Below are 20,669 nucleotides of genomic sequence, written 5' to 3' on the forward strand. Positions count from 1 at the left end.
ATGTTTACTTCAGATACGGAGAGCGGGATATTTGTGGTGCGTTGCGGTGGTTATCTTCTTCTGCTGCCCTCATCTTCAGATTGCAGGGTAGACAGGTCACGGTCAAAAATATAAAGCCCTGCTTTATCCTCGCCGATCATCTTCAGTTTATCCAGGATATGTCTTGCCAGTCGTTCTTCTTCAATCTGTTCTGTAACATACCATTGGATAAAGTTGTGGGTGGTATAATCCTTTTCATTCAGGCACATATCTACCAGCTTGTTGATTTCACTGGATACCAGTATTTCATGGCTGAGTACGTGTTCGAAGATGGCATTGATGTTTTTAAACTTAACGGTGGGCTGTTTCAGCGCCGGTACAATGCCATGCCCACCCCTTTCGTTGATGAATTTGAGCAGTTTGAGCATGTGTATCCGTTCTTCATCAGAATGTCTGTAAAGGAATTGTGCAATTCCGTTATACCCCTGTACTTCAGACCAGGATGCCATTGCCAGATAATATTGTGAGGAGGCGGCTTCCATTTCTACCTGGCCATTTAGTGCTTTTTCAATTTTAGGTGATAGACTTTTTAACAACATGGGGAATATTTTTAATGTTACGGTGGTGTAGCAGGCTTTACGTCACTTATTGTATTTACCTATAACGACATTGTAAAATTCGATCAGAATATCGGCATATCACGGCCAGATTGTGCCCGAAAGTTGCTACCTTTGCATTAGTAAATTAGGATAAAATGATTAAAACAGGAAATCCGATTATAAGTATCTATACTGAGATGACGCCCAACCCGGAAACAATGAAGTTTGTGGTAAACAAGCTGTTGTATCCAGGTAAAAGCATTGATTTTCCGGATGAAGCCAGTGCGAAACCGTCCCCATTAGCCATGGAATTATTTAGCTTTCCTTTTATCAAGGGAGTTTTCATTATGGCTAATTTCATTACGCTTACAAAAACCAGTGAAACTGACTGGAACGACATAATCCCTGCAGTAAAAGCTTTCCTGAAAGAATACCTGGAGGATAACCGTATTGTGATTAACGAAGAAGAAGTAGTGGTACAGCCTTCCAGCAATGTGGTAAGTGCTGACGATACAGATGTCGTTAAACGTATTAAGGAATTACTGGAAAATTATGTGAAACCTGCGGTTGAAATGGATGGCGGTGCTATCCAGTTCAAGGATTACCATGAAGGTGTGGTTACCTTAATGCTGCAGGGATCCTGTTCCGGCTGCCCATCCTCTATGATCACGCTGAAGTCCGGTATTGAAGGAATGATGAAGCGTATGATTCCGGAAGTGAATGAAGTGGTGGCAGAAGCAGAATAAGCCATAGTTGAGTGAATGATAGTGTTAAAAATGAGCACAGTCTTAGTGGCTGTGCTTTTTTTATATATATTACCCTGATGAACTAACCAACAAGCTGAACAATGAGAGTATTTTTACTGGCACTGGCAGGATGGATGATGACGATGCAGCCAGCCAACGCACAAAAGAAGAAAAAGCAGGTAAGCCGTGCAGAGGCGGTCGTGACTTATGGATTCCGCAACAATGGCAAAGAAATGCCAGGTCCCGGCTTGCAACTGTTTATCAGGAATAACCAGGCACATGTGCTACCGCATAGTAACAAACCTCAAAAGGAGCAGCAATACCTGCAACTGGCAGACAAACAAACCCTTCAGGTGCTCACCCTCGATAATGGCGAAAAATACACGCTGAAAAAGGCATTCTCTGAATATGCCACCCCGGAGCTTCTTCCGGATACGGCCACCATACTAGGCATTGTTTGTAAAAAAGCCCGGCTTTTCATCCGCTCCAATACCATAGAGGTGTGGTATACGGATGCATTGGCACTAAAAGGCACTCCCAGTCTTACCACTGCACCCGGCCTTGGCCTGGTGCTGAAGATAGTACGTAATGGCAGCTATGAAACGATCGCAAAAAAGATAACCTACCGTACCATAACAGCGGAAGAACTGGCCTGGCCGGAAAACACAGGCCAGCTGGCAGATGATGCGGCTTATATGCAACAGATCATAGAGAGCCGCTATGTGAACGTCCCGGTTTTTGACAGGGAACAAATCAACTTCACCGATAAGCTGCAAAACCCAACGGGTGAGCAGCTGAACACTACCTATCATTATGCCGGCGGAACTGTTATTGTGAAAAAGGTAAAACTGCCTGTCGTAAAACCCGGCCAGACACTGTTTGCCGAACTTACCCAGTACTCCAATGGGGACGCTTACGACAGAACAGGGTCCGTATTTATGATTCCAACAGACAAGGCCACTTCCCTACTGAATGCCCTGCGACAAGGCGTAGGTGTGCTACCTGTATATGAAGGCCGTAATGGTAAAAAATATCAGGGTATCGTTGCCACAGATACCTATCTGCCTGCTATCGAACTGATGCGCTTCTTTACCCCCTTTGGCGTAAGGTATTTTAATGAACAGATGAAAATAAAGGGATATAACTGGGCCGATTCTGTTATATACCGTCAGGATATTTCTGAGCTACTCCCCCGTTTGCAGGGCGAAGTATGGCTGGGGATATTTATCGGTAATTATGACAAGGGCGGACACAAAGCCAGCTTAAACCTGAAATATTATCCCGGTTATGAGGGCGAAGAAACGTCTGGCTCTGACAACTGGGTACAGCCTATTTTCAATACACTCAACCTGATGGAAATGGCCGGACAGGAATATGGGACCGTCTTCGAAAAGGATTCCCTTACAGTAACCGTAAATATTCCGGAAGGGATAAAAAACCTGCAGCTGCGCTACACCACTACCGGCCACGGTGGCTGGGGCGGTGGTGATGAATTTAATCCCAAGTTGAATGAAGTATTTGTTGATGGCCAAAGGGTGTATCATTTTATTCCCTGGCGCCCGGATTGTGGTACCTACCGCTTATTGAACCCTTCGTCCGGCAACTTTGGCAACGGGCTCTCCTCTTCAGACCTGAGCCGCTCCAACTGGTGTCCCGGTACGCTTACCCCTCCGGTTACGATACCGCTGCCTAATCTGGCTCCGGGGAAGCACACTTTTAAGGTAGCTATTCCGCTGGGCAAACCGGAAGGCGGTAGCTTCAGCTCCTGGAATGTATCCGGATGTCTGGTGGGGGAGAGCTATTAGGAGAGCTATTAGCTGTTAGCCTTTAGCTTTTAGCTTAATGCAGCGGAAGGTTCAATGATAGTTATATGCTAATGATCTGTTGCCTGTGTGGTAATTTTGCCTCGCAGGATGTTTTTGTTAAACCCATTTCATAGCCTTTTATGCTCTATTCATACTCTATCTATGCTTTAACTATGCTTTAACTATGCTTTAACTATGCTTCAACCATAGGTCAAGGTAGGCGCGTAAGGGGCATTTCAGCATTTTATCCGGATTTTAAGCAAAACGAGGTCATCCGCTGCGTTTTTGCCAGCGGCCCATCGCTCTTCGCTGCTTCTTCGCTGTATTTAAGTTAAAAATTCCTCTTCGCTGTATTCAGCTAATAGCTAACCGCTAAAAGCTAACCGCTTTTTTATATATTGGGTAAATAAACACTATTTATGACTATGCCGGCCATTCGGATCTATGTACTTTGTTTGTTATGCCTTTTAACAGCACCTCTGGCAAGCGCTCAGCAAACGGCAAAAAACCTCGCTCATTTATTTGATTCCCTGGAAGCCCGGGGAGGGTTTAATGGTTGTGTACTGGTAGCAGAGGAAGGTAAACCTATATTCTCGCGGGCAATAGGTTATGCGAACCAGGATAAAAAGCAGTTACTGAATATCCGGACGGACTTTGAACTGGCTTCTGTTTCAAAACAGTTTACAGCCCTCGCTATTATGCAGCTTAAGGAAAAAGGGAAGCTGACGTATGATGATTCTCTGAAGAAATATTTTCCGGCATTACCTTATAAAGGCATTACGTTGCGGCATTTGTTAATACATACTTCGGGGCTTCCTGAATTCCTGGCATTTGGGAAAGCTGAAGTAGATATTAATCGTATCAATTACAATAAAGACATTTTAGCAGTCCTGTCTAAAGCAGGGGATACAACGCTATTTAAACCAGGAACAAGCTTCGCATATTGTAATACAAACTATTTGTTGCTGGCGCTGATTGTAGAAAAAGTATCCGGGCTGCCATTTGCCAGGTATATGACGCAGTATGTGTTTAATCCGGCAGGTATGTTACGTACAAAGGTATATGCCCGGCGGGCAGACAAGGAGCCAATGGATAATTATGCATTGAGTTATATCTGGGATGCACGTCTTAACAAATTCATAGCACCAGACAGCAGTATTACCAATGCCCGTGCATTTTACCTGGATGGGGTAGCCGGACCATATGGCATCAGCAGTAATGTTGAAGACCTGTTAAAATGGGATCAGGTGTTGTACACCAATAAACTGGTGAGTGCAGCTACCTTACAGGAAGCATTTACGCCAGGAAAAAAGGATGATGGCAGTGCATTGAAGGGAATTATGGGCTATGGCTTTGGCTGGATTGCGCTGCCTCTTAACGATAGTGCTATAGGGGCCAGCGTATACCATACCGGAGGGTATCCTGGTTATCAGTCTGTCATCACCCGGTATTTAGACAAGCATAAAACGGTTATCCTGCTGACAAATTTCTATGAAAAGCAAAATGTGAATGAGCTGACCGGTATTATAGAAGATATTCTTTTCGGTCATCCCTATACTATTCCGGCAGCAAAAAAGATGCCCAGGAGTGTGCCGGTTACTACTGCCCAGGTGCAGGGATTTGACGGCGTATATGCAATGGATCAGGCCCCTGCGGTGAAGATGACGATTACCACCCGTGATAGCCGTGTATTTGCACAACTTACCGGCCAGAGTGAGTATGAAGTATATGCTTCCTCGGCAGATACGTTCTTTTATACGGTGGTAGCCGCCCGTCTGAAATTTGACAAAGACAAGGACGGGATTGTACAAAAGATAACCTTGTTTCAGAACGGCCAGGAAATGCCTATGAGCCGGATAAAAGAAACGACATCAAAACTTTAACGGTTTCACGGAACAAGCACTTACTTTTGCAGCATGAATTTTGAAGAATTGTACCAGGGGCTTCAGCAGGGGATTCACCACATGACCTGGCTGGAAGCTATTGCGGTATTGTTTGGTTTGCTGAGCGTTATCTTTTCCAAGCAGAACAGTGTATGGTTATACCCTACCGGCATTATCAGTACTGGTATTTATACTTATATGCTGTCGCAGGAAAACTTTAAACTCTATGCAGAGTCCGGGCTGAATGCCTATTACTTTATCATGAGTGTGTATGGCTGGTATTACTGGACCCGGAAAGACAAGCAGCAGCATGAAACGCCCGTTTCGCATACCAACCGGCAGGAACTGCTTATTGCAGGGTTGATTGCACTCATCGGCTGGACTATTATCTATACGGTGCTCCGGCATTTTTCCGATTCCAATGTACCTGTGCTGGATGCATTTGTATCTGCCACTGCCTGTAGCGGGATGTGGCTACTGGCTAAACGTAAAATTGAAAACTGGATCTTACTGAATATATCCAACTTTGTAGCGGTACCATTGTTATTCTATAAGCACCTGTATCTTACCGGATGTCTTACCATAGTATTGTTTATCATTGCTATCTTCGGCTATTTTAACTGGAAAAAAGTATTCCGGGCGCAGGAACAGCGCCGGATCAACGGTGCCGCTGCGTGATGCTTCGGACAACATTTAGTGTATCGTAAAACAGGAGATGAAAAGAATTGTAGTAATAGGGCCTGAGTCAACAGGAAAAAGTACACTCAGCGAAAAGCTGGCAGCACATTACCAAACGGTGTGGGTACCGGAGTATGCCCGCCAGTACCTGGAAGAGTTGCCCAGGCCTTATGAAAAGGAGGACCTGCTACATATTGCGCAGGGACAACAGCAGCTGGAAAACAGGATGAAAGCGCAGGCCAATCGCCTGCTGATATGTGATACGGACCTGTATGTGCTGAAAGTATGGAGTGAGCATAAATATGGCGATTGCGACCCACAGATATTACAGCAGATTGCCGCACAGCCCTGTGATCTTTATCTGCTAACCTATATAGATATACCCTGGCAGGACGACCCACAGCGCGAGTATCCAGACCCCACCATGCGTAATTATTTCTATCATATTTACCGGGATATTGTGATGCAGTCGGGTACCCCCTGGGCAGATATCCGTGGCAGTTACCAGGAACGGGAACAGCTGGGTATTGCTGCTATAGATGCCCTTGAGCAGGGCGAAAGATAATGTGATACACTGTTGTCTTATGGAGCAGTTACCAGTGCTTTAATCTCGGGATCATTGGCCAGGTTGCGCATTTGTACCAGGATTCTGCGTTGGCGCCAGGCCGTGATACGGGCAGGAGGATTAACCGTATATTTTACGGGGTTGGGCAGGCAGGCAGCTATCATCGCAGACTCTTCCCTGTTAAGACTGGCAGCGTTTTTATTATAATTTGTTTGTGCGGCTGCTTCTACCCCAAAAACGCCCTCTCCTGTTTGCGCTACGTTGAGATACATTTCGAGGATACGTTGTTTGCCCCATAGCTTTTCAATCATAAAAGTAAAATACACTTCCAGTCCTTTGCGGAGCCAGCTACGTCCCTGCCAGAGGAATACATTTTTTGCTACCTGCTGGCTGATCGTGCTGGCTCCCCGGATCTTTTTGCTTTTCTGATTGTGTTTCATGGCCATTTCGATAGACTTGAAATCAAATCCGTCATGGTCCAGGAACAACTGATCTTCGCTGGCGATTACCGCCAGCTTGGTATGTTGTGAAATCTCATCATAATTTACCCAGCTTTTGTGAAATGTTTTATCTGTACCTATCAGACTAAACCAGCTGGATATCATGGTGAGTGTAATCGGCGGATTTACCCACCTGAGTATGATGATATATACAAATTGTGCAACAAATAAAACTAATAAAATACGTTTTAATCTTCGCCACGTTCTGGGAACAATGCCTTTTAACTTCATCCACGTAGGTTTAGAAAAATCGGGCCGGAAGTTAGGAAGATTATTTGGTTTTCATCAGTTGGATATTTCCGGTACCCATAACAGCGCATCTGCCACTATAACGCCACTTGCGCCATTGGGTAGGCTGATCGTTAATGGGTAGGCAGCACCACTTTTAAAATCGTAGGTGCCCAATGAGATCCATTCACCCTCATGTTCCGTTAAAGATTGTGGCAGGGTTTTTTGTCCCCCAGCATACGGAATGGTGAATACTACTTCCTGTGCTTTATCCTTCCAGCCGGTATTATGATAGTAAACAGTATACCGTCCATTATGTTTGATCTGTGGTGTTAATTGTATGTGACTGCCTGCACTGCCATCACTGTAAGTAATAGAAGAACCGTAGCCCCGTTTTTTTGCTGTTTCCCAGTGGCCGGTAGTGGTGATCCCTGTTTTATCTGCATCATCCACCAGTACTTCTGCAGTAGCACCATTCATCAAAGGATCTTCCTTTAACTTTTGCTGTAAAGCGGTAACGTTAATATCCTGGATGGCTTTTTTATCGGTGATCGCCATTGCAGCCGCCACCGCAGCAGATTGTCCGAGTACCATAAACACGGGTTCCATACGGATAGAGCCATAGGCAATATGAGTAGCAGAAAGGCACACGGGTACCAGCAGGTTTTTACAGTCGCTGGCTTTAGGGATCAGGCTGCGGTAAGCAATGGGATATGGGCCAAAACCACCTATCTGTACATCACCTTCATTCTTCACCATACCGTTTACCACCACACGCTGGCAGTTATGAGAGTCCATCGTATAAGCAGCCATACCGATACCATCTTTTACTACTTCTCCCCCTTCGCAATTGGCTTGTGTCATCACATAAGCACCCACCATTCTGCGGGCTTCCCGGATATACAGCTGGAATGACCAGTTGCCATTATCTGTGTATTCATCCTTAGGATATCCCCAGCGCTGCATTTCTGTACGGATATGCTGAGGTACTTTAGGATCATTACCGATGTAATACAGTAATCCTTTCGTATAGTCTTCGTGCGCTTTTATGATCTCCTTACGTTTTTTATAACTGGCTTCCGGGTAGTCGTAGTTCATACCTATCATATCGGAAGAGAAATAGCCGTTGTTGTTGATATCTGTTTTGTGGTTGGGCATGTGATTAAAGTTCAGCCCTTCTTCCAGTTGTTGCCATGGTTTTACAGCCTGTACACGGGCAATCAGCTCATATTTTTCAGGATCATAGTTTGCCGGTTTGGCAATCGTAATCCTGTTTGCCGGATCGCTGGTCAGGCACATCCTGAAGTTATACGCCTGCAGTTTTTTATCGCCGGTACCGTTGGCATCCAGTTTTTCCCCGCTGATACCCCAGAGCAAACCTGAAGCAGGATTGCCGGGAGTTTTGTAAGGGTCGATCCCGTCGGGAAACTGGTGTTTGTCCATCAGTTGTACGCCGTTGTACGTTTCATTATACTGGCTGTTGGCCTCCCTGCCCACGGTATAGCTTACGCCTGCTTTGGCCATGAGGTCACCCTCATAGCTGCAGTCAATAAACATTTTGGCAGTGATGGTATTGGTAGCGGAGGAGGGGATATCCGTTGACTTTTCCAGGGTGATGGAGCGGATGGTACCTTGTTTGTTATTGGCTTTAATGATACGGTATCCATAGAGTACGGGAACATTTGCTTTGGCGATATATTCCCGGAGGATATTTTCTGCCACGTGTGGTTCAAATGTCCATTGTTCAAACCTGCCATAGTGCTGGCCAACGCGGCGGTAGAAGTCTCTGGACAGGCCGGTTACGGCAAATTTATTGCCGATATCGGTCATTCCAAGGCCACCGGAGGTCATGCCGCCCAGGTGTTTGCCAGGTTCTACGAGCAGTACGGTTTTGCCCATCTTTTTGGCGGTATAGGCTGCTATTACACCCGCTGCGGTGCCGCCATATACACAGATATCATAATTTTTTGCCGGTGGGTCGCCTGCTGCAGATGCAGGGCGTGCCGAAACAAGGGAGGTTGCCATTACCAGGCATGCTAAAAAACAAGACTTTCTTTTACGTATATCCATTGCTGCTGTTTATTTAAGTTTATCAGATGTGTCAGTGCCGGTAAAGGTATGGTAGCATATCCGGCAAATACTGAAAGCTGGCCCAGGACTTACCAGCCTGATTTTTCCAGTGGTATATGTGCATTACCACTCATTTACAACGTGGTTTTAAAGATATAACTATTATTTTCTTTTACAAATGGGATATATATTTCAATGCAGTGGTATATTGCTGCCGGGAGATGTAATCAGCATTCCTGATTGAAAATCCGTAAATTTGTTTATGCTGCTGCAGGTACATCCACTCAATCCAAATCCACGTCATCTTAAAACAATTGTTGAATGCTTAAAAGATGGCGGGGTCATTATATATCCTACCGATACTGTATATGGTATGGGATGTGATATCACACAGCATAAAGCAGTAGAGCGTATTGCACGCATCAAGCAGATAGATCCTAAAAAGGCAAATTTTTCATTCATCTGCAATGATCTGAGCCATTTGTCGGACTACGCTAAAAGTGTGGATACGCCTGTTTTTCGTATGCTGAAGAAGGCCTTGCCGGGGCCTTATACTTTTATTTTGCCGGCCAGTAAAATGGTACCCAAATTGCTGAAAACAAAAAAGGATACGGTAGGTATCCGTGTGCCGGACAACCTGATTTGCCGCACGATTGTAAGCGAGCTGGGTAATCCGCTGATGAGCACCACGCTGCCCATTGAGGATTATGTGGAAGAATATACCGACCCGGAGATTATTTATGAGAAATTTGGTAAGATCGTAGATATAGTGGTAGATGGTGGTCCCGGTGGGATGGCTTTTTCTACCGTAGTAGATTGTACCGGTCCAGTACCTGAGTTGATCAGGGAAGGTGCCGGTAGCTGGGATGCAATACTTTAACCGCTTAATATCACTGATATGAAATGGAAAAAGCACACTGCATGGATCATAGCAGCCTGTATGACCGCAGGAGGTGCAGCTGCCCAAACAATAACCCTCACCCCTACTCCTCTTGTGCCACATACTTATATGAATGCGGGGACTGCCCCTGGTTTATTAAGTGCACCACCTGCAGATATCTGGAAACCAGCTGCGGATAATCCGCCGCCCCCTCCAATTTTTGCGCATACCTTACCGCTTAACCCGGCCGGTTATTATAGCCAGCACTTCGGATTTTTTTGCAAGCAGGAATGGAATTGGCAGAAACGTACAGGACTTCCCGTTAAACTAAGGCTGGGGAGTTACCCTTACACCCAAAAGCTGGAAGGCAAACATTAAAAGATGATCAGGTAGGTATAACGAATAGCCGGTTTGTATTGCAAGTATTGACAGTATTGTGTTTTATGTTATTATGTTGACAAAGGCAACTAATATATTTGACATTGTCAACATTTAAACAATGCCATTTTAGGGACGATCATAACCTCTTTTTTTATGTTACAGGTAGCACTTAATGGAAGAAGGAGCAGGACAGAGAGCCGGTTTGTACCGCTCACTACCCCTGCCATTGTGCAGGACATTCAGTTATGTGTACAGGCAGGAGTTACCTCTGTGCATTTCCATGTACGGGATAAAGCCGGTAATGAGTCATTACGGGCAGCAGATGTGGCCGCACAGTTGTTGGCTATCCGGGAAGCAGTGCCGGGTATCCCGCTGGGTATCAGTACCGGTGAGTGGATAACCCCCGGAGAGCGGTTACAGCATATTGAGCGCTGGGAAGTGATACCGGATTTTGTATCGGTGAACTTTGGGGAGCCGGATCACCTGGAAATTGCCCAGGCAGTATTGGCTAAAGAAATAGGCATTGAAGCAGGAGTTAATCATTTGTCTGCCGCCCATAATCTTATCAGGTCGGGATTATTGCCCCAATGCTTTCGCATATTACTGGAACCGGAGGAAGAAGAGCTGGGGAAAGCCATACAAACGGTGATAGCGATAGAGGCTTTATTATCAGCCCACCTGACCAGCCGGCAATCATTGCTGTTGCACGGAACAGGCTATACTTGCTGGCCATTGCTGGAGCTGGCGGGTAGTAAAGGGTATCAGGCGCGTATAGGACTGGAAGATATCCTGTACCTTCCGGGAGGACATGAGCCGGTAGATAATGTAACGATGGTGCAGTATGCGCTGAGGAGGAGCTATTAGCCTTTAGCTTTTTTTAAACAAGCACTTCGGTAAATGGGAAATACTATTAATAAGCTATTAGCTTTTAACCTTTTGCTTTTGAAGACAAGGGCTTCAGTAAAAAGCAGGAGGCTAAAAGCTAATAGCCAACAGCTAAAAGCTGATTATTTTATCCCCAGTTTCTTCGCAATATTTGAAGGGATTGCTTTTTTATTCACCATGATGCTGGTGGTTTTATAAGCAAAGTAGGGAGCAGAAGCATAGAAGTAGCCATTACCGGGGTTGTTGGTCCCCCAGGAGTTTTTCACCCGGAAGTATTTGTTACCGTTCTGGTCTTTAACCAGTCCTACGATGTGCATACCGTGGTCGTCCTGTGTTTCGAAATTGTCGAAAGCCAGCTGGCGTAATTCCGGCGTGATAGTTTTTTCTTTGATAGGCTCCATGAACAGGTTTTTCCTTTCTTCCGGTGTCATGTCTTCCATTTCTTTTTCAGGAACGATAGCCAGGCCGCTGTTGAAATTGAAACCTTTTTCACTCACATCGGCTGCCCATGCAATGGTGTAGCCATTCATGACTGCATTTTCAGCGATATTGCTGAAGTCGGCCAGCGGTACATTGTAGGCAGTTTCCCAGTTCCAGTTGTCGGGTACTTCCAGTACAAATGGTTTATAGTATGGGTGGTGGGTAAAAGAAGTCAGGATTACATAATCATCTGCATTAAGGCCAAGTTCTTTGGCAAATGACTGAGACGTGTATGTTTTACCGTTATACTCAAACTTTTCAGGTGCATCACCCATGTAGGCATTCAATACGCCGTCTACCGCTTTGGTCCAGTTAGGGTTGATGGTTTTTTCGTTAGCACCTACGGTTTTAACGATCCCTTCCAGCAGGCTTACCATTTCAGCGTGGTTGTAGGAAGCACCTTTATTGCCATCATATACGCTTTGCGGTACGAGTCCATATTCGCGGAGGCATAACAGGTCGTCGGGGAATCCGCCACCTTCACCGAAGTTGGCTTTGCCATGCATACGAACGTAGTTGGTAGCTTTTAAAGGGTACATTTTGCGTACTACAAACATTTCGCTCAGGTTCAAATCTTTGTATTTGCCATTACGGAGCAGTTCAGATTCAAAAAAGGAGAGGCCGGAAAAAGACCAGCAGGTACCGGTACGTCCCTGGTTTTGTACATCTGCAGCATCCAGGTTTTTTAAAGTAGTAAACTGATAACGACTACCTTCTTTGTTGGTGGCATTTTGCGCCAGTGCTGCCGTACTGCAAAGCAGGGCCGCACACACGATCCAATTCTTCATGATAAGCTTTATAAGAGGTTTAGATTTATAAGGCGTCAAAAATAAGGGAAAGGAGGTATTGAAAAAGCCAAAAGATGGATGAACGGGGGGAATTGTTACAAACGAACCTGCCGGATGATGTTAAAATCAACCGGTAAGTTTGTTATCTGACAGCGGTGGTGCTGTTATTTTTCTTTATTGATAGTTTCGAAGTGTTCCCTGGTGATTTCCCATTGCCAGAGGCGGTCGTCTTCCTGGTCTTTTACGGCTCCTACGAAGTGCATACCTGCTTTTTGCAATATTTTCACGGAAGCATTATAGTCTTCTTCTGTGTGGGCAATTACCCGCTGAATGTAGGAGTGTCCGAAAGCGAACCCGATCAGCCCCAGGGCAAGCTCGCTGCCATAGCCCTGGTCGCGGTAGTCGGGGGCTATTTCGTAGCCGATTTCTACCATACCATTTGCATCAGGTTTGCCTTTAAAGCCACCAGCACCGATCAGGCACTGGTCTTCTTCATGTATTACCAGGTAAAAGAACCATCCAAGCATGGATGGGTTATTCCGTAATTTATCATATGCCACGAGTACCATTTCGGGGTACTCTGTCCAGTGCTCGGGAACGTTAATGCCCAGCATGCCGGCCAAAACATCATTACCCTGTAACAGCCATTCAAAATGCTGAAGTGAGCAAGACAATAGTTGTAGGCGTGGTGTTTGGATCATGCGCGAAAACTAGTAAATGGATTTGTGAAATACAAGTGATGTAAATGATTAATTATTAGAAGATAGGGGCCAGCAATGCACATTTTTAATGAGATAAAATACAAACTAAATCTGACAAATTATAGTTGTTTTTTTGCCACTGACGCTGAGGGCCCGGCAGTGTTTTTTCACAGCTGGTCCGCAGTGCCAGTGGCATTGCTTTTTAATGCGCTTCCAGCCAGTTTCTGCCGGAACCAATTTCTGCCTCCACAGGCACTACCAGTGGCATTGCATTGCGCATACAATCTGTAATGATCGGTTTAATCTGCTCCACTTCGGAGAGATGGGCATCAAACACCAACTCATCATGCACCTGCAGGATCATGCGGGAGCGGAAGTTATGTTGTTTAAAAGCTTTATGTACGGCTATCATGGCCAGTTTTATCATATCCGCGGCAGTACCCTGGATGGGCATGTTGATGGCGTTACGTTCTGCATAACCCCGCACTACTGCGTTGGAAGAGTTAATATCCTTTAACCAGCGTTTTCTGCCCAGCAATGTTTCGACGTATCCTTTTTTCTGTGCTGACTTTACCTGGTCTTCCATATATTTTTTAATAGACGGATACTGGGTAAAGTAATTGTCGATCAATGTTTTGGCCTCACTACGTGCGATGCCCAGGTTTTCTGACAACCCGAACGCACTTACGCCATAAATGATACCAAAGTTTACGCTCTTGGCATTACGGCGCATTTCAGCCGTTACCTCTTCCAGTGGTACCCCATATACTTTTGAGGCAGTAGCTGCGTGAATATCCAGCTGTTGCTGGAAGGCTTCAATCATATGCACATCACCACTAATAGCAGCGATGATACGTAACTCGATCTGGGAGTAGTCGGCAGACAGTAGCACATATTCCTCATTTCGTGGTACAAACGCCTTTCTAACTTCCCGTCCTCTTTCTGTACGGATGGGAATATTTTGCAGATTGGGGTTGTTGGAACTAAGGCGGCCGGTAACCGCTACCGCCTGGTTGTAAGAAGTATGTACGCGGTTGGTCCGTTTGTTCAGCATGAGCGGTAACGCATCCACATACGTAGATTTTAATTTGCTCAGCTCCCGGAACACCAGGATATCTTCCACGATCTTGTGCTTATAGGACAGTTTCTGCAATACATCTTCCCCGGTAGCATATTGCCCCGTACGTGTTTTTTTAGCTTTAGGGTCCAGTTGAAGTTTTTCAAACAGTACCTCTCCCAATTGTTTGGGGGACGCCAGATTAAACCTTACCCCTGCCTGTTCATACACACTTTCCTCCGCCCTTTTTATTTCTGTTTGCAGTTCATTGGAGTAGTCGGACAATGCCTTTGTATCAATGGCAATGCCCTCGTATTCCATATCTGCCAGTACTTTTACCAGGGGAGTTTCTATTTCGTAAAATACCTTGTCCACTTTCTTTTCCGGGAGGAATGGTGCGAAAGTTTCTTTCAGTTGCAGGGTAATGTCCGCATCCTCCGCAGCATAGTCCTTGATCTTTTCTATTTCCACATCCCGCATATTGCCCTGGCCTTTTCCTTTTTTACCAATAAGAGCTTCAATATGCACGGGTTCATATTGTAAGTATTGAGCGCTCAGCACATCCATCCCCCGGCGGCCTTCCGGCTCTATCAGGTAGTGGGCCAGCATGGTATCGAACAGCGGACTGTTGATATTGATACCATACCATTTCAATACGATCATATCATACTTGATATTTTGCCCAATGAAAGTGATGTTTTCATTTTCAAAAACAGGTCTGAATTCGTCCAGTATAGCCCGTGCTGCCTCCTGGCTGGCAGGCATGGGGATATAATACCCCTCCCCTTTTACGATGGCGAAGCTCATGCCCACAATCTCTGCATCATTAGCATCCGTACCGGTGGTTTCGGTATCAAAGGAGATCTCCTTTTGTGTCAGTAGTTGGGTGATTAATGCTGCCCTGCTTTCGGGAGTATCCACGAGGAAGTATTGATGTGGAGTATTATGAATGTTTTTGTCTGGCGTGAGGATTTGTGCGATGGGATCACCTGTTTCTACCGGCAGTGGTGCTTCGGTAGCCACGGCATCGCCAAACAGGTCTGTTTGTGTTACTTTGGGTTTGGCAGGCGCTTCTGTAGTGTTGCCGGCAAAAGTATCCCCTAATACTCTTCTTCCCAGGGTTTTAAACTCCAGCTCTGTAAATATTTCTGTTAGCTTTTCTTTATTAGTTTCACGGATGCAGAAGTTTTCTTCATGAAAAGCTACCGGCACATTTGTAATGATGGTGGCCAGTTCTTTAGACAGGATGGCATTTTCTCTGCCCGCCTGGATTTTTTCACCCATTTTGCCACCAATGGTAGCCGCATTATCCAGTACATTTTCCAGGGAGCCGTATTGCGCCAGTAATTTCATGGCCGTTTTTTCTCCTACGCCGGCAATACCAGGGATGTTATCCACGGCATCGCCCATCAGGCCAAGAATGTCTATTACCTGATGTACGTCTTTGATCTGCCATTTTTCACAGATTTCTTTGGGCCCCATGATCTCTTCCTTGCTGCCCATGTAGGGGGGCTTATAGATATATACATTTTCCCTGACCAGCTGGCCGTAATCCTTATCGGGCGTAACCATGTATACGCTATATCCCGCATCGGATGCCTGCCAGGCGAGGGTACCTATCACATCATCCGCCTCGTATCCATCCAGTTCCACCACCGGAATATTAAAGCCTTCAATGATGCGCTTGATGTCAGGGATGGCATCCAGAATATCCTCCGGAGCATCCTCCCGGTTAGCTTTATAGTCTGTAAAGGTGGTATGACGTTCTGTAGGCGCATGCGTATCAAAAGCCACGGCCATATGCGTAGGCTTTTCTTTATTGATGAGATCCAGTAAAGTAGTGGTAAACCCAAATTGCGCATTGGTATTGCGCCCGGTGCTTGTTACCCGGGGATTTCTGATTAATGCATAATAAGCGCGGTAAATAAGCGCCATTGCATCCAGTAAGAACAATTTCTTTTGCATGCGCCAAAAATAGTAGATAGTTTGCAAATTACCGTTTACAGTTCAAAACAAACCTTCCTAGAAAACGGGACCGGCATCTTTTATTACCGGCTGCCAACTATACGCAGCAAATTGTAAATTGCCGGTTGAAAATTATTAATGCACTGACATGAAAAAAATATATCATCTTTCTACCTGTAGCACCTGCAAAAAGATTCTGGACACCATTGCCGCCACGGAGCATGGATTTGTGTTGCAGGATATTAAAACAGAAAAGATTACTCCTGCCCAGCTGAAGGAGATGCATGCGCTGGCGGGCAGTTACGAAGCTTTGTTTAGCCGCCGTTCTCAAAAATACCGGCCAATGGGATTGCATGAAAAAGCGCTTACGGAAAAGGATTACCATGATCTGATACTGGAAGAGTACACATTTTTAAAACGGCCGGTAGCCATCATTGGTAAGCAGATCTTTATAGGAAATGATAAGAAAACGGTAGCAGCGCTGACTGTTGCCGCAAAAAAATAAGGACTTACTTTAAAGCAGCTACAAATTGCTGAACCACCTGCTTGTATAATTCCATATCCTGGTCATGTTGAAAAGAGCGGAACCCGAATCTGGCAGCAGCATCCAATGCTGTTTTTAGCTGAAACTTTTCCTGCGGCAATGAATAGAAGTATCCTTTTTCCATGAGGTATTCGCCCAGGTATTCCTGTTCGGACTGTCCTGGGGTAGGAATCAGGATGGCTTTTTTATTCAGTTTGGCCAGGTCCATGAGGGTGGTATAGCCGGAGCGGCTGAGCACCATATCTGCCGCCAGCATGGCTTCATTCAGTTCTGCCGCACTGAGGTGATTTACCTGCAATACCTGGGGCGTTAATTGTTCTCTGGCAGGAGAACCGGGTTTGCCACTTACGATCAATGCACTTACCGGCAATGTTTTTATCTGTTGCAGTACCAGTTTTTCCAGGTTGGAGCGTTGTGGTTCCGGTCCGGAAATAAGTACAAGGAGATCGTATTTTTTTGTTACCCCAACTTTGGGTTTAAAGCGGCTCAGGCATCCCAGGTAGGTAGTATGCGGCGGCAGCGTATGGGGATGCGCCAGTTCGCCGGATAAGTTGTTATTGCCAGCAAAATCCGGTATCCAGCAGGCATTATATTTCCGGATAAACCGGTAGTTGATCTTTTGCAGGAGTGTTTCCACGATCCCGCCAAAAGGGGTTTTGATCAGGAGCTGATGTGTAATGAACACTGTAGGGACATGTGCATGGTACAGTCCAAACCGGTTGTCGGAGATGATGCCGCTGATCTGATGTTCTTCCACCACCTTTTGCAGCCATTTTTGCTCATATTTTACAGCCCGGATTATTTTGGGGATCTGCTGCATGATTTTCCATCCAAAAAACCGTCCTTTTTGTGCGTATTGTATCTGATAACCAGGTAGATGCAAGAGTGTTAACTGGGGAAATTCCTGTTGTAATAATGCGGCATGTTTTCCTTCAGCTGCAATAACTACTTCACACCCGGCGTTTAAGAGTTCGTGAATCAGCGGAATATCGCGGGTGGCGTGCCCAAGGCCCCAGTCCAGCGGAGCAACGAGGATTTTTTTTGGCTTGATGGTTGTGGACAAATAATTTAATTTTGTTTGCGAATTTAGGCTAAATTAGGAAGGAGCATTGTTAAGAAAAGGTAAACACTTTACCACCCGGCTGTAAATTTTAAATGGGATCTTAATCATCAGTATGAAAAATATAAAATGGGTAATCGTATTTTTTCTTTGCGGAAGTTTGGTGCTGCAGGGATGCAGCGTATTTAAGAAAAACGACTGTGGTTGCCCAACCATGAACAAAAAAAGGATGCATTAGCAGTATGTTATACAGGGAGATAGGGTATAATTTTGAAAATACTAGTTTGTTAGAAAAAAATACCTTATATTGATAGTGGTATAATGCCTATTCAGAATACACCTGGCCATACATACATTTTCGGGGAACAGTCAAATTTTTTTACATGAAAGCTGTAGATAGAGATTTACTAATCCTGCTACATGAAGATAGATACAATGAGCAGCAGATTCAACACGCGGTAAAGCAGATCAGCGAAATGCTTTCGCTTATTGAAACGATGGATTATTTATCTGCCGTTATGGAAGTAGTAGATTGTAACAAAAGCAGAATAACCAACAAGCGTACGGTACTTCAGAAGGTACTTTCCAGGAAAACGCAAAAGCCATTCGAGTTTATTATCCATAAAAACTAGTGCGCTTATACCTTTCTCCTAAAGTAGTGTTTTTCATACTACTTGATTCATGGTCGTGCTTCAATTATAAAATTCTTGTTGTAGGTTTGCCATCAAATAAAAAACCAATATTGTGATGGCAGATTTTTCGCACCTGCAGGATTTCCTTCAGCCTGTTTCCCGTGTATATCTCAATAATGATCAGGAATATGATGCCTACCAGATTGGTGGTGTTATTGACATTTATGAGCCGGATCATCATCCTGATCTGGAAGCAGCCCAGGTTATTATCTTGGGTGTGGGAGAAGAGCGGGGCAGCCAGTCGGGCAGGACAGGAACTTCTGGTCCGGATGCCATCCGTCGTGAGTTTTACAGTTTGTATAACTGGCACAGGGAAGTAAAAGTAGCTGATATAGGCAATCTGCTTTCCGGCGCCACCCTTGCAGATGCCTATGCTGCCTTAAATGCAGTACTTGCCGCCTTGCTTCATGCAAAGAAAACAGTGATTATCCTGGGAGGATCGCATGACCTTACCTATGCACAATATAAAGCCTATGCTTCCCAGCAATGGGTAATAGAAGCCACGGTAGCCGATGCACTGATTGATTTACAGGAAGAATCTCCCGCACGTTCAGACAGTTTTCTGATGGATATGCTGACAGAGCAGCCCAATTATATCCGCCACTATAATCACCTGGGTTTCCAGAGTTATTTCGTACATCCACGGATGTTGGAAACACTGGATAAGCTGCGGTTTGATTGTTACCGGTTGGGTAAGGTACGGGAAAACATAGAGGAAGCGGAACCGGTATTGCGGAATACAGATCTTTTCAGCCTCGACATCAACATTATCCGGCATATGGATGCACCGGCCAATCACCTCTCCCCAAATGGATTTACCGGTGAAGAAGCCTGTTCATTAGCCCGTTTTGCCGGTATGAGTCATAAGCTCAGTACGTTTGGCATCTATGGTTACCGCCCGGAAAAAGATAAAGAAAACCTGACTGCCCGTCAGATATCACAAATGCTGTGGTATTTCATGGACGGACAGGCAGTTAAACAAAAAGAATCACCACTGGAGAACCGGGATGCTTTCTGGGAATTTCATATTGCCTTTTCAGATATTGATACTGTATTCTTAAAGAGTAAAAAAACATCCCGCTGGTGGATGCAAACACCTGATAAGGAATTTTTGCCTTGCTCCTATGCAGATTACCTGCTGGCCAGCAACAATGAAATACCAGAAAGATGGTTGCGGCACCAGGAAAGGTTATGAAGCAGCTGCGTTAAACAATAGCTATTGTTTAACGTAAAGGAGCCACCGTAATTCGTAATTACTACATGCATGAACAAACTCCGCAAAACGCGAATTGCCCGTATCAGTCTTATTCAGAATCTACAGGACATGATACTGATCGGTATTGGAGTGTTATTAGCCGCCCTTGGGCTGAAAGGGTTTCTATTACCTAATGGTTTTCTGGATGGAGGCGTAACAGGTATATCCCTGCTGATAAGCCGGCTTACCGGCTGGTCTATTTCCGTACTGCTGATTGTGATCAACATGCCTTTTATTCTGCTGGCTTACCGGCAGTTATCTACCACTTTTACTATTAAAGCCATGGCAGCGATTGTGGGATTGTCTGCCTGTTTGTTTTTGATAGAAGTACCCATCATTACCAGTGATAAGCTGCTGATTGCCATTTTTGGCGGGTTTTTTCTGGGTGCAGGAATAGGGTTGTCTATACGTGGAGGCGCTGTGCTGGATGGTACAGAAGTTTTGGCATTGTATATCAACCGCAAAACGGTGTTGACAGTAGGAGAAGTGATCATGTATTTTAATGTCGTGATCTTTAGTGTGGCCGCCATTCTCATCAATATTGAAACTGCCCTGTATGCTATGCTCACCTATCTTTCTGCCTCAAAAACAGTAGATTTTATTATCCAGGGTTTTGAAGAGTACATTGCACTCACTGTGATATCCCCGGAAAGTGAGCTGATCCGCAAAACGCTTACCTTAAAATTAAAGAAAGGTGTAACCGTATTTAAAGGGAAGAGCGGTTATGGTAAACGTGGCGCAACGGATAATGAAATTGATATTGTATACACGGTAGTAACCCGGTTGGAAGTGCACCGGATTATCGATGAAATAGAGAAAATAGACGAGAAGGCCTTCATTGTGCAGCATAACATTAATGATACCAAAGGAGGTATGATTAAACGAAGGGCTACTCACGGTTAATACAGTATTGTTTACTCCAGGTGGG

The 20,669-nt window shown here is 45.1% G+C and carries 19 protein-coding genes; 12 read left to right on the forward strand and 7 right to left on the reverse strand.

The annotated features are described in order from the left end of the window. Window positions 1–50 precede the first annotated feature (50 nt). Window positions 51–578: a ferritin gene (locus ABR189_RS17740; protein WP_354661803.1), complete on the reverse strand. Its 528-nt coding sequence runs from the start codon at window positions 576–578 to the stop codon at window positions 51–53. A gap of 155 nt (window positions 579–733) precedes the next feature. On the opposite strand from ABR189_RS17740, the gene ABR189_RS17745 reads away from it, so the two are divergent. The 5 genes from ABR189_RS17745 (at window position 734) to ABR189_RS17765 (ending at window position 6,255) form a co-directional block, all read left to right on the forward strand. Next, the gene (locus ABR189_RS17745) at window positions 734–1,324 is read left to right on the forward strand and encodes a NifU family protein (protein WP_354661804.1); all 591 of its coding nucleotides are present in this window, start codon (window positions 734–736) and stop codon (window positions 1,322–1,324) included. A gap of 101 nt (window positions 1,325–1,425) precedes the next feature. Further along, window positions 1,426–3,129, forward strand: a complete 1,704-nt coding sequence (locus tag ABR189_RS17750; protein WP_354661805.1) for a PNGase F N-terminal domain-containing protein — start codon at window positions 1,426–1,428, stop codon at window positions 3,127–3,129. A gap of 419 nt (window positions 3,130–3,548) precedes the next feature. Next, window positions 3,549–5,012: a serine hydrolase domain-containing protein gene (locus ABR189_RS17755; protein WP_354661806.1), complete on the forward strand. Its 1,464-nt coding sequence runs from the start codon at window positions 3,549–3,551 to the stop codon at window positions 5,010–5,012. Window positions 5,013–5,045: 33 nt separating this feature from the next. Further along, window positions 5,046–5,690, forward strand: a complete 645-nt coding sequence (gene pnuC, locus ABR189_RS17760) for a nicotinamide riboside transporter PnuC (protein WP_354661807.1) — start codon at window positions 5,046–5,048, stop codon at window positions 5,688–5,690. 37 nt (window positions 5,691–5,727) lie between these two features. Next, complete coding sequence (locus ABR189_RS17765) at window positions 5,728–6,255, forward strand: AAA family ATPase (RefSeq protein WP_354661808.1); 528 nt, start codon at window positions 5,728–5,730, stop codon at window positions 6,253–6,255. A 17-nt stretch (window positions 6,256–6,272) separates the two neighbouring features. Here ABR189_RS17765 and mtgA read toward each other — a convergent pair whose 3' ends face one another. Next, window positions 6,273–6,986 (reverse strand): monofunctional biosynthetic peptidoglycan transglycosylase, encoded by a 714-nt coding sequence (gene mtgA / locus ABR189_RS17770; protein ID WP_354661809.1) that lies wholly within the window; start codon window positions 6,984–6,986, stop codon window positions 6,273–6,275. A 54-nt stretch (window positions 6,987–7,040) separates the two neighbouring features. Next, on the reverse strand, window positions 7,041–9,053 hold the full coding sequence (locus tag ABR189_RS17775) for an FAD-dependent oxidoreductase (protein ID WP_354661810.1): 2,013 nt from the start codon (window positions 9,051–9,053) through the stop codon (window positions 7,041–7,043). 262 nt (window positions 9,054–9,315) lie between these two features. On the opposite strand from ABR189_RS17775, the gene ABR189_RS17780 reads away from it, so the two are divergent. The 3 genes from ABR189_RS17780 to ABR189_RS17790 all read left to right on the forward strand — a co-directional run bounded on the left by ABR189_RS17780 (window position 9,316) and on the right by ABR189_RS17790 (window position 11,178). Further along, window positions 9,316–9,933: an L-threonylcarbamoyladenylate synthase gene (locus ABR189_RS17780; RefSeq protein WP_354661811.1), complete on the forward strand. Its 618-nt coding sequence runs from the start codon at window positions 9,316–9,318 to the stop codon at window positions 9,931–9,933. Between the two features lie 18 nt (window positions 9,934–9,951). Further along, on the forward strand, window positions 9,952–10,311 hold the full coding sequence (locus ABR189_RS17785; protein ID WP_354661812.1) for a hypothetical protein: 360 nt from the start codon (window positions 9,952–9,954) through the stop codon (window positions 10,309–10,311). A gap of 156 nt (window positions 10,312–10,467) precedes the next feature. Then, window positions 10,468–11,178 (forward strand): 3-keto-5-aminohexanoate cleavage protein, encoded by a 711-nt coding sequence (locus ABR189_RS17790; protein WP_354661813.1) that lies wholly within the window; start codon window positions 10,468–10,470, stop codon window positions 11,176–11,178. Window positions 11,179–11,321: 143 nt separating this feature from the next. Here ABR189_RS17790 and ABR189_RS17795 read toward each other — a convergent pair whose 3' ends face one another. From ABR189_RS17795 to polA, 3 genes are all read right to left on the reverse strand, one after another. Then, window positions 11,322–12,467, reverse strand: a complete 1,146-nt coding sequence (locus tag ABR189_RS17795; protein ID WP_354661814.1) for a C1 family peptidase — start codon at window positions 12,465–12,467, stop codon at window positions 11,322–11,324. Between the two features lie 164 nt (window positions 12,468–12,631). Then, entirely contained in the window at window positions 12,632–13,168 is a 537-nt protein-coding gene (locus ABR189_RS17800; protein ID WP_354661815.1) for a GNAT family N-acetyltransferase, read from the reverse strand. Between the two features lie 202 nt (window positions 13,169–13,370). Continuing rightward, window positions 13,371–16,190 carry a DNA polymerase I gene (gene polA, locus ABR189_RS17805; RefSeq protein ID WP_354661816.1) on the reverse strand — a complete coding sequence of 940 codons (2,820 nt, stop codon included), beginning with the start codon at window positions 16,188–16,190 and terminating at the stop codon, window positions 13,371–13,373. A gap of 148 nt (window positions 16,191–16,338) precedes the next feature. On the opposite strand from polA, the gene ABR189_RS17810 reads away from it, so the two are divergent. Further along, on the forward strand, window positions 16,339–16,695 hold the full coding sequence (locus ABR189_RS17810; RefSeq protein ID WP_354661817.1) for an arsenate reductase family protein: 357 nt from the start codon (window positions 16,339–16,341) through the stop codon (window positions 16,693–16,695). A gap of 4 nt (window positions 16,696–16,699) precedes the next feature. Here ABR189_RS17810 and ABR189_RS17815 read toward each other — a convergent pair whose 3' ends face one another. Further along, window positions 16,700–17,797: a glycosyltransferase gene (locus ABR189_RS17815; RefSeq protein ID WP_354661818.1), complete on the reverse strand. Its 1,098-nt coding sequence runs from the start codon at window positions 17,795–17,797 to the stop codon at window positions 16,700–16,702. 380 nt (window positions 17,798–18,177) lie between these two features. Here ABR189_RS17815 and ABR189_RS17820 point away from each other — a divergent pair, with 380 nt between their 5' ends. The 3 genes from ABR189_RS17820 (at window position 18,178) to ABR189_RS17830 (ending at window position 20,644) form a co-directional block, all read left to right on the forward strand. Further along, window positions 18,178–18,426 carry a hypothetical protein gene (locus tag ABR189_RS17820; protein WP_354661819.1) on the forward strand — a complete coding sequence of 83 codons (249 nt, stop codon included), beginning with the start codon at window positions 18,178–18,180 and terminating at the stop codon, window positions 18,424–18,426. Window positions 18,427–18,541: 115 nt separating this feature from the next. Beyond that, window positions 18,542–19,681 carry a formimidoylglutamase gene (locus ABR189_RS17825; protein WP_354661820.1) on the forward strand — a complete coding sequence of 380 codons (1,140 nt, stop codon included), beginning with the start codon at window positions 18,542–18,544 and terminating at the stop codon, window positions 19,679–19,681. A 69-nt stretch (window positions 19,682–19,750) separates the two neighbouring features. Continuing rightward, the gene (locus ABR189_RS17830; protein ID WP_354661821.1) at window positions 19,751–20,644 is read left to right on the forward strand and encodes a YitT family protein; all 894 of its coding nucleotides are present in this window, start codon (window positions 19,751–19,753) and stop codon (window positions 20,642–20,644) included. Window positions 20,645–20,669: the final 25 nt, after the last annotated feature.

The sequence above is a fragment of the Chitinophaga sp. H8 genome (assembly GCF_040567655.1).
Lineage (GTDB): Bacteria > Bacteroidota > Bacteroidia > Chitinophagales > Chitinophagaceae > Chitinophaga > Chitinophaga defluvii.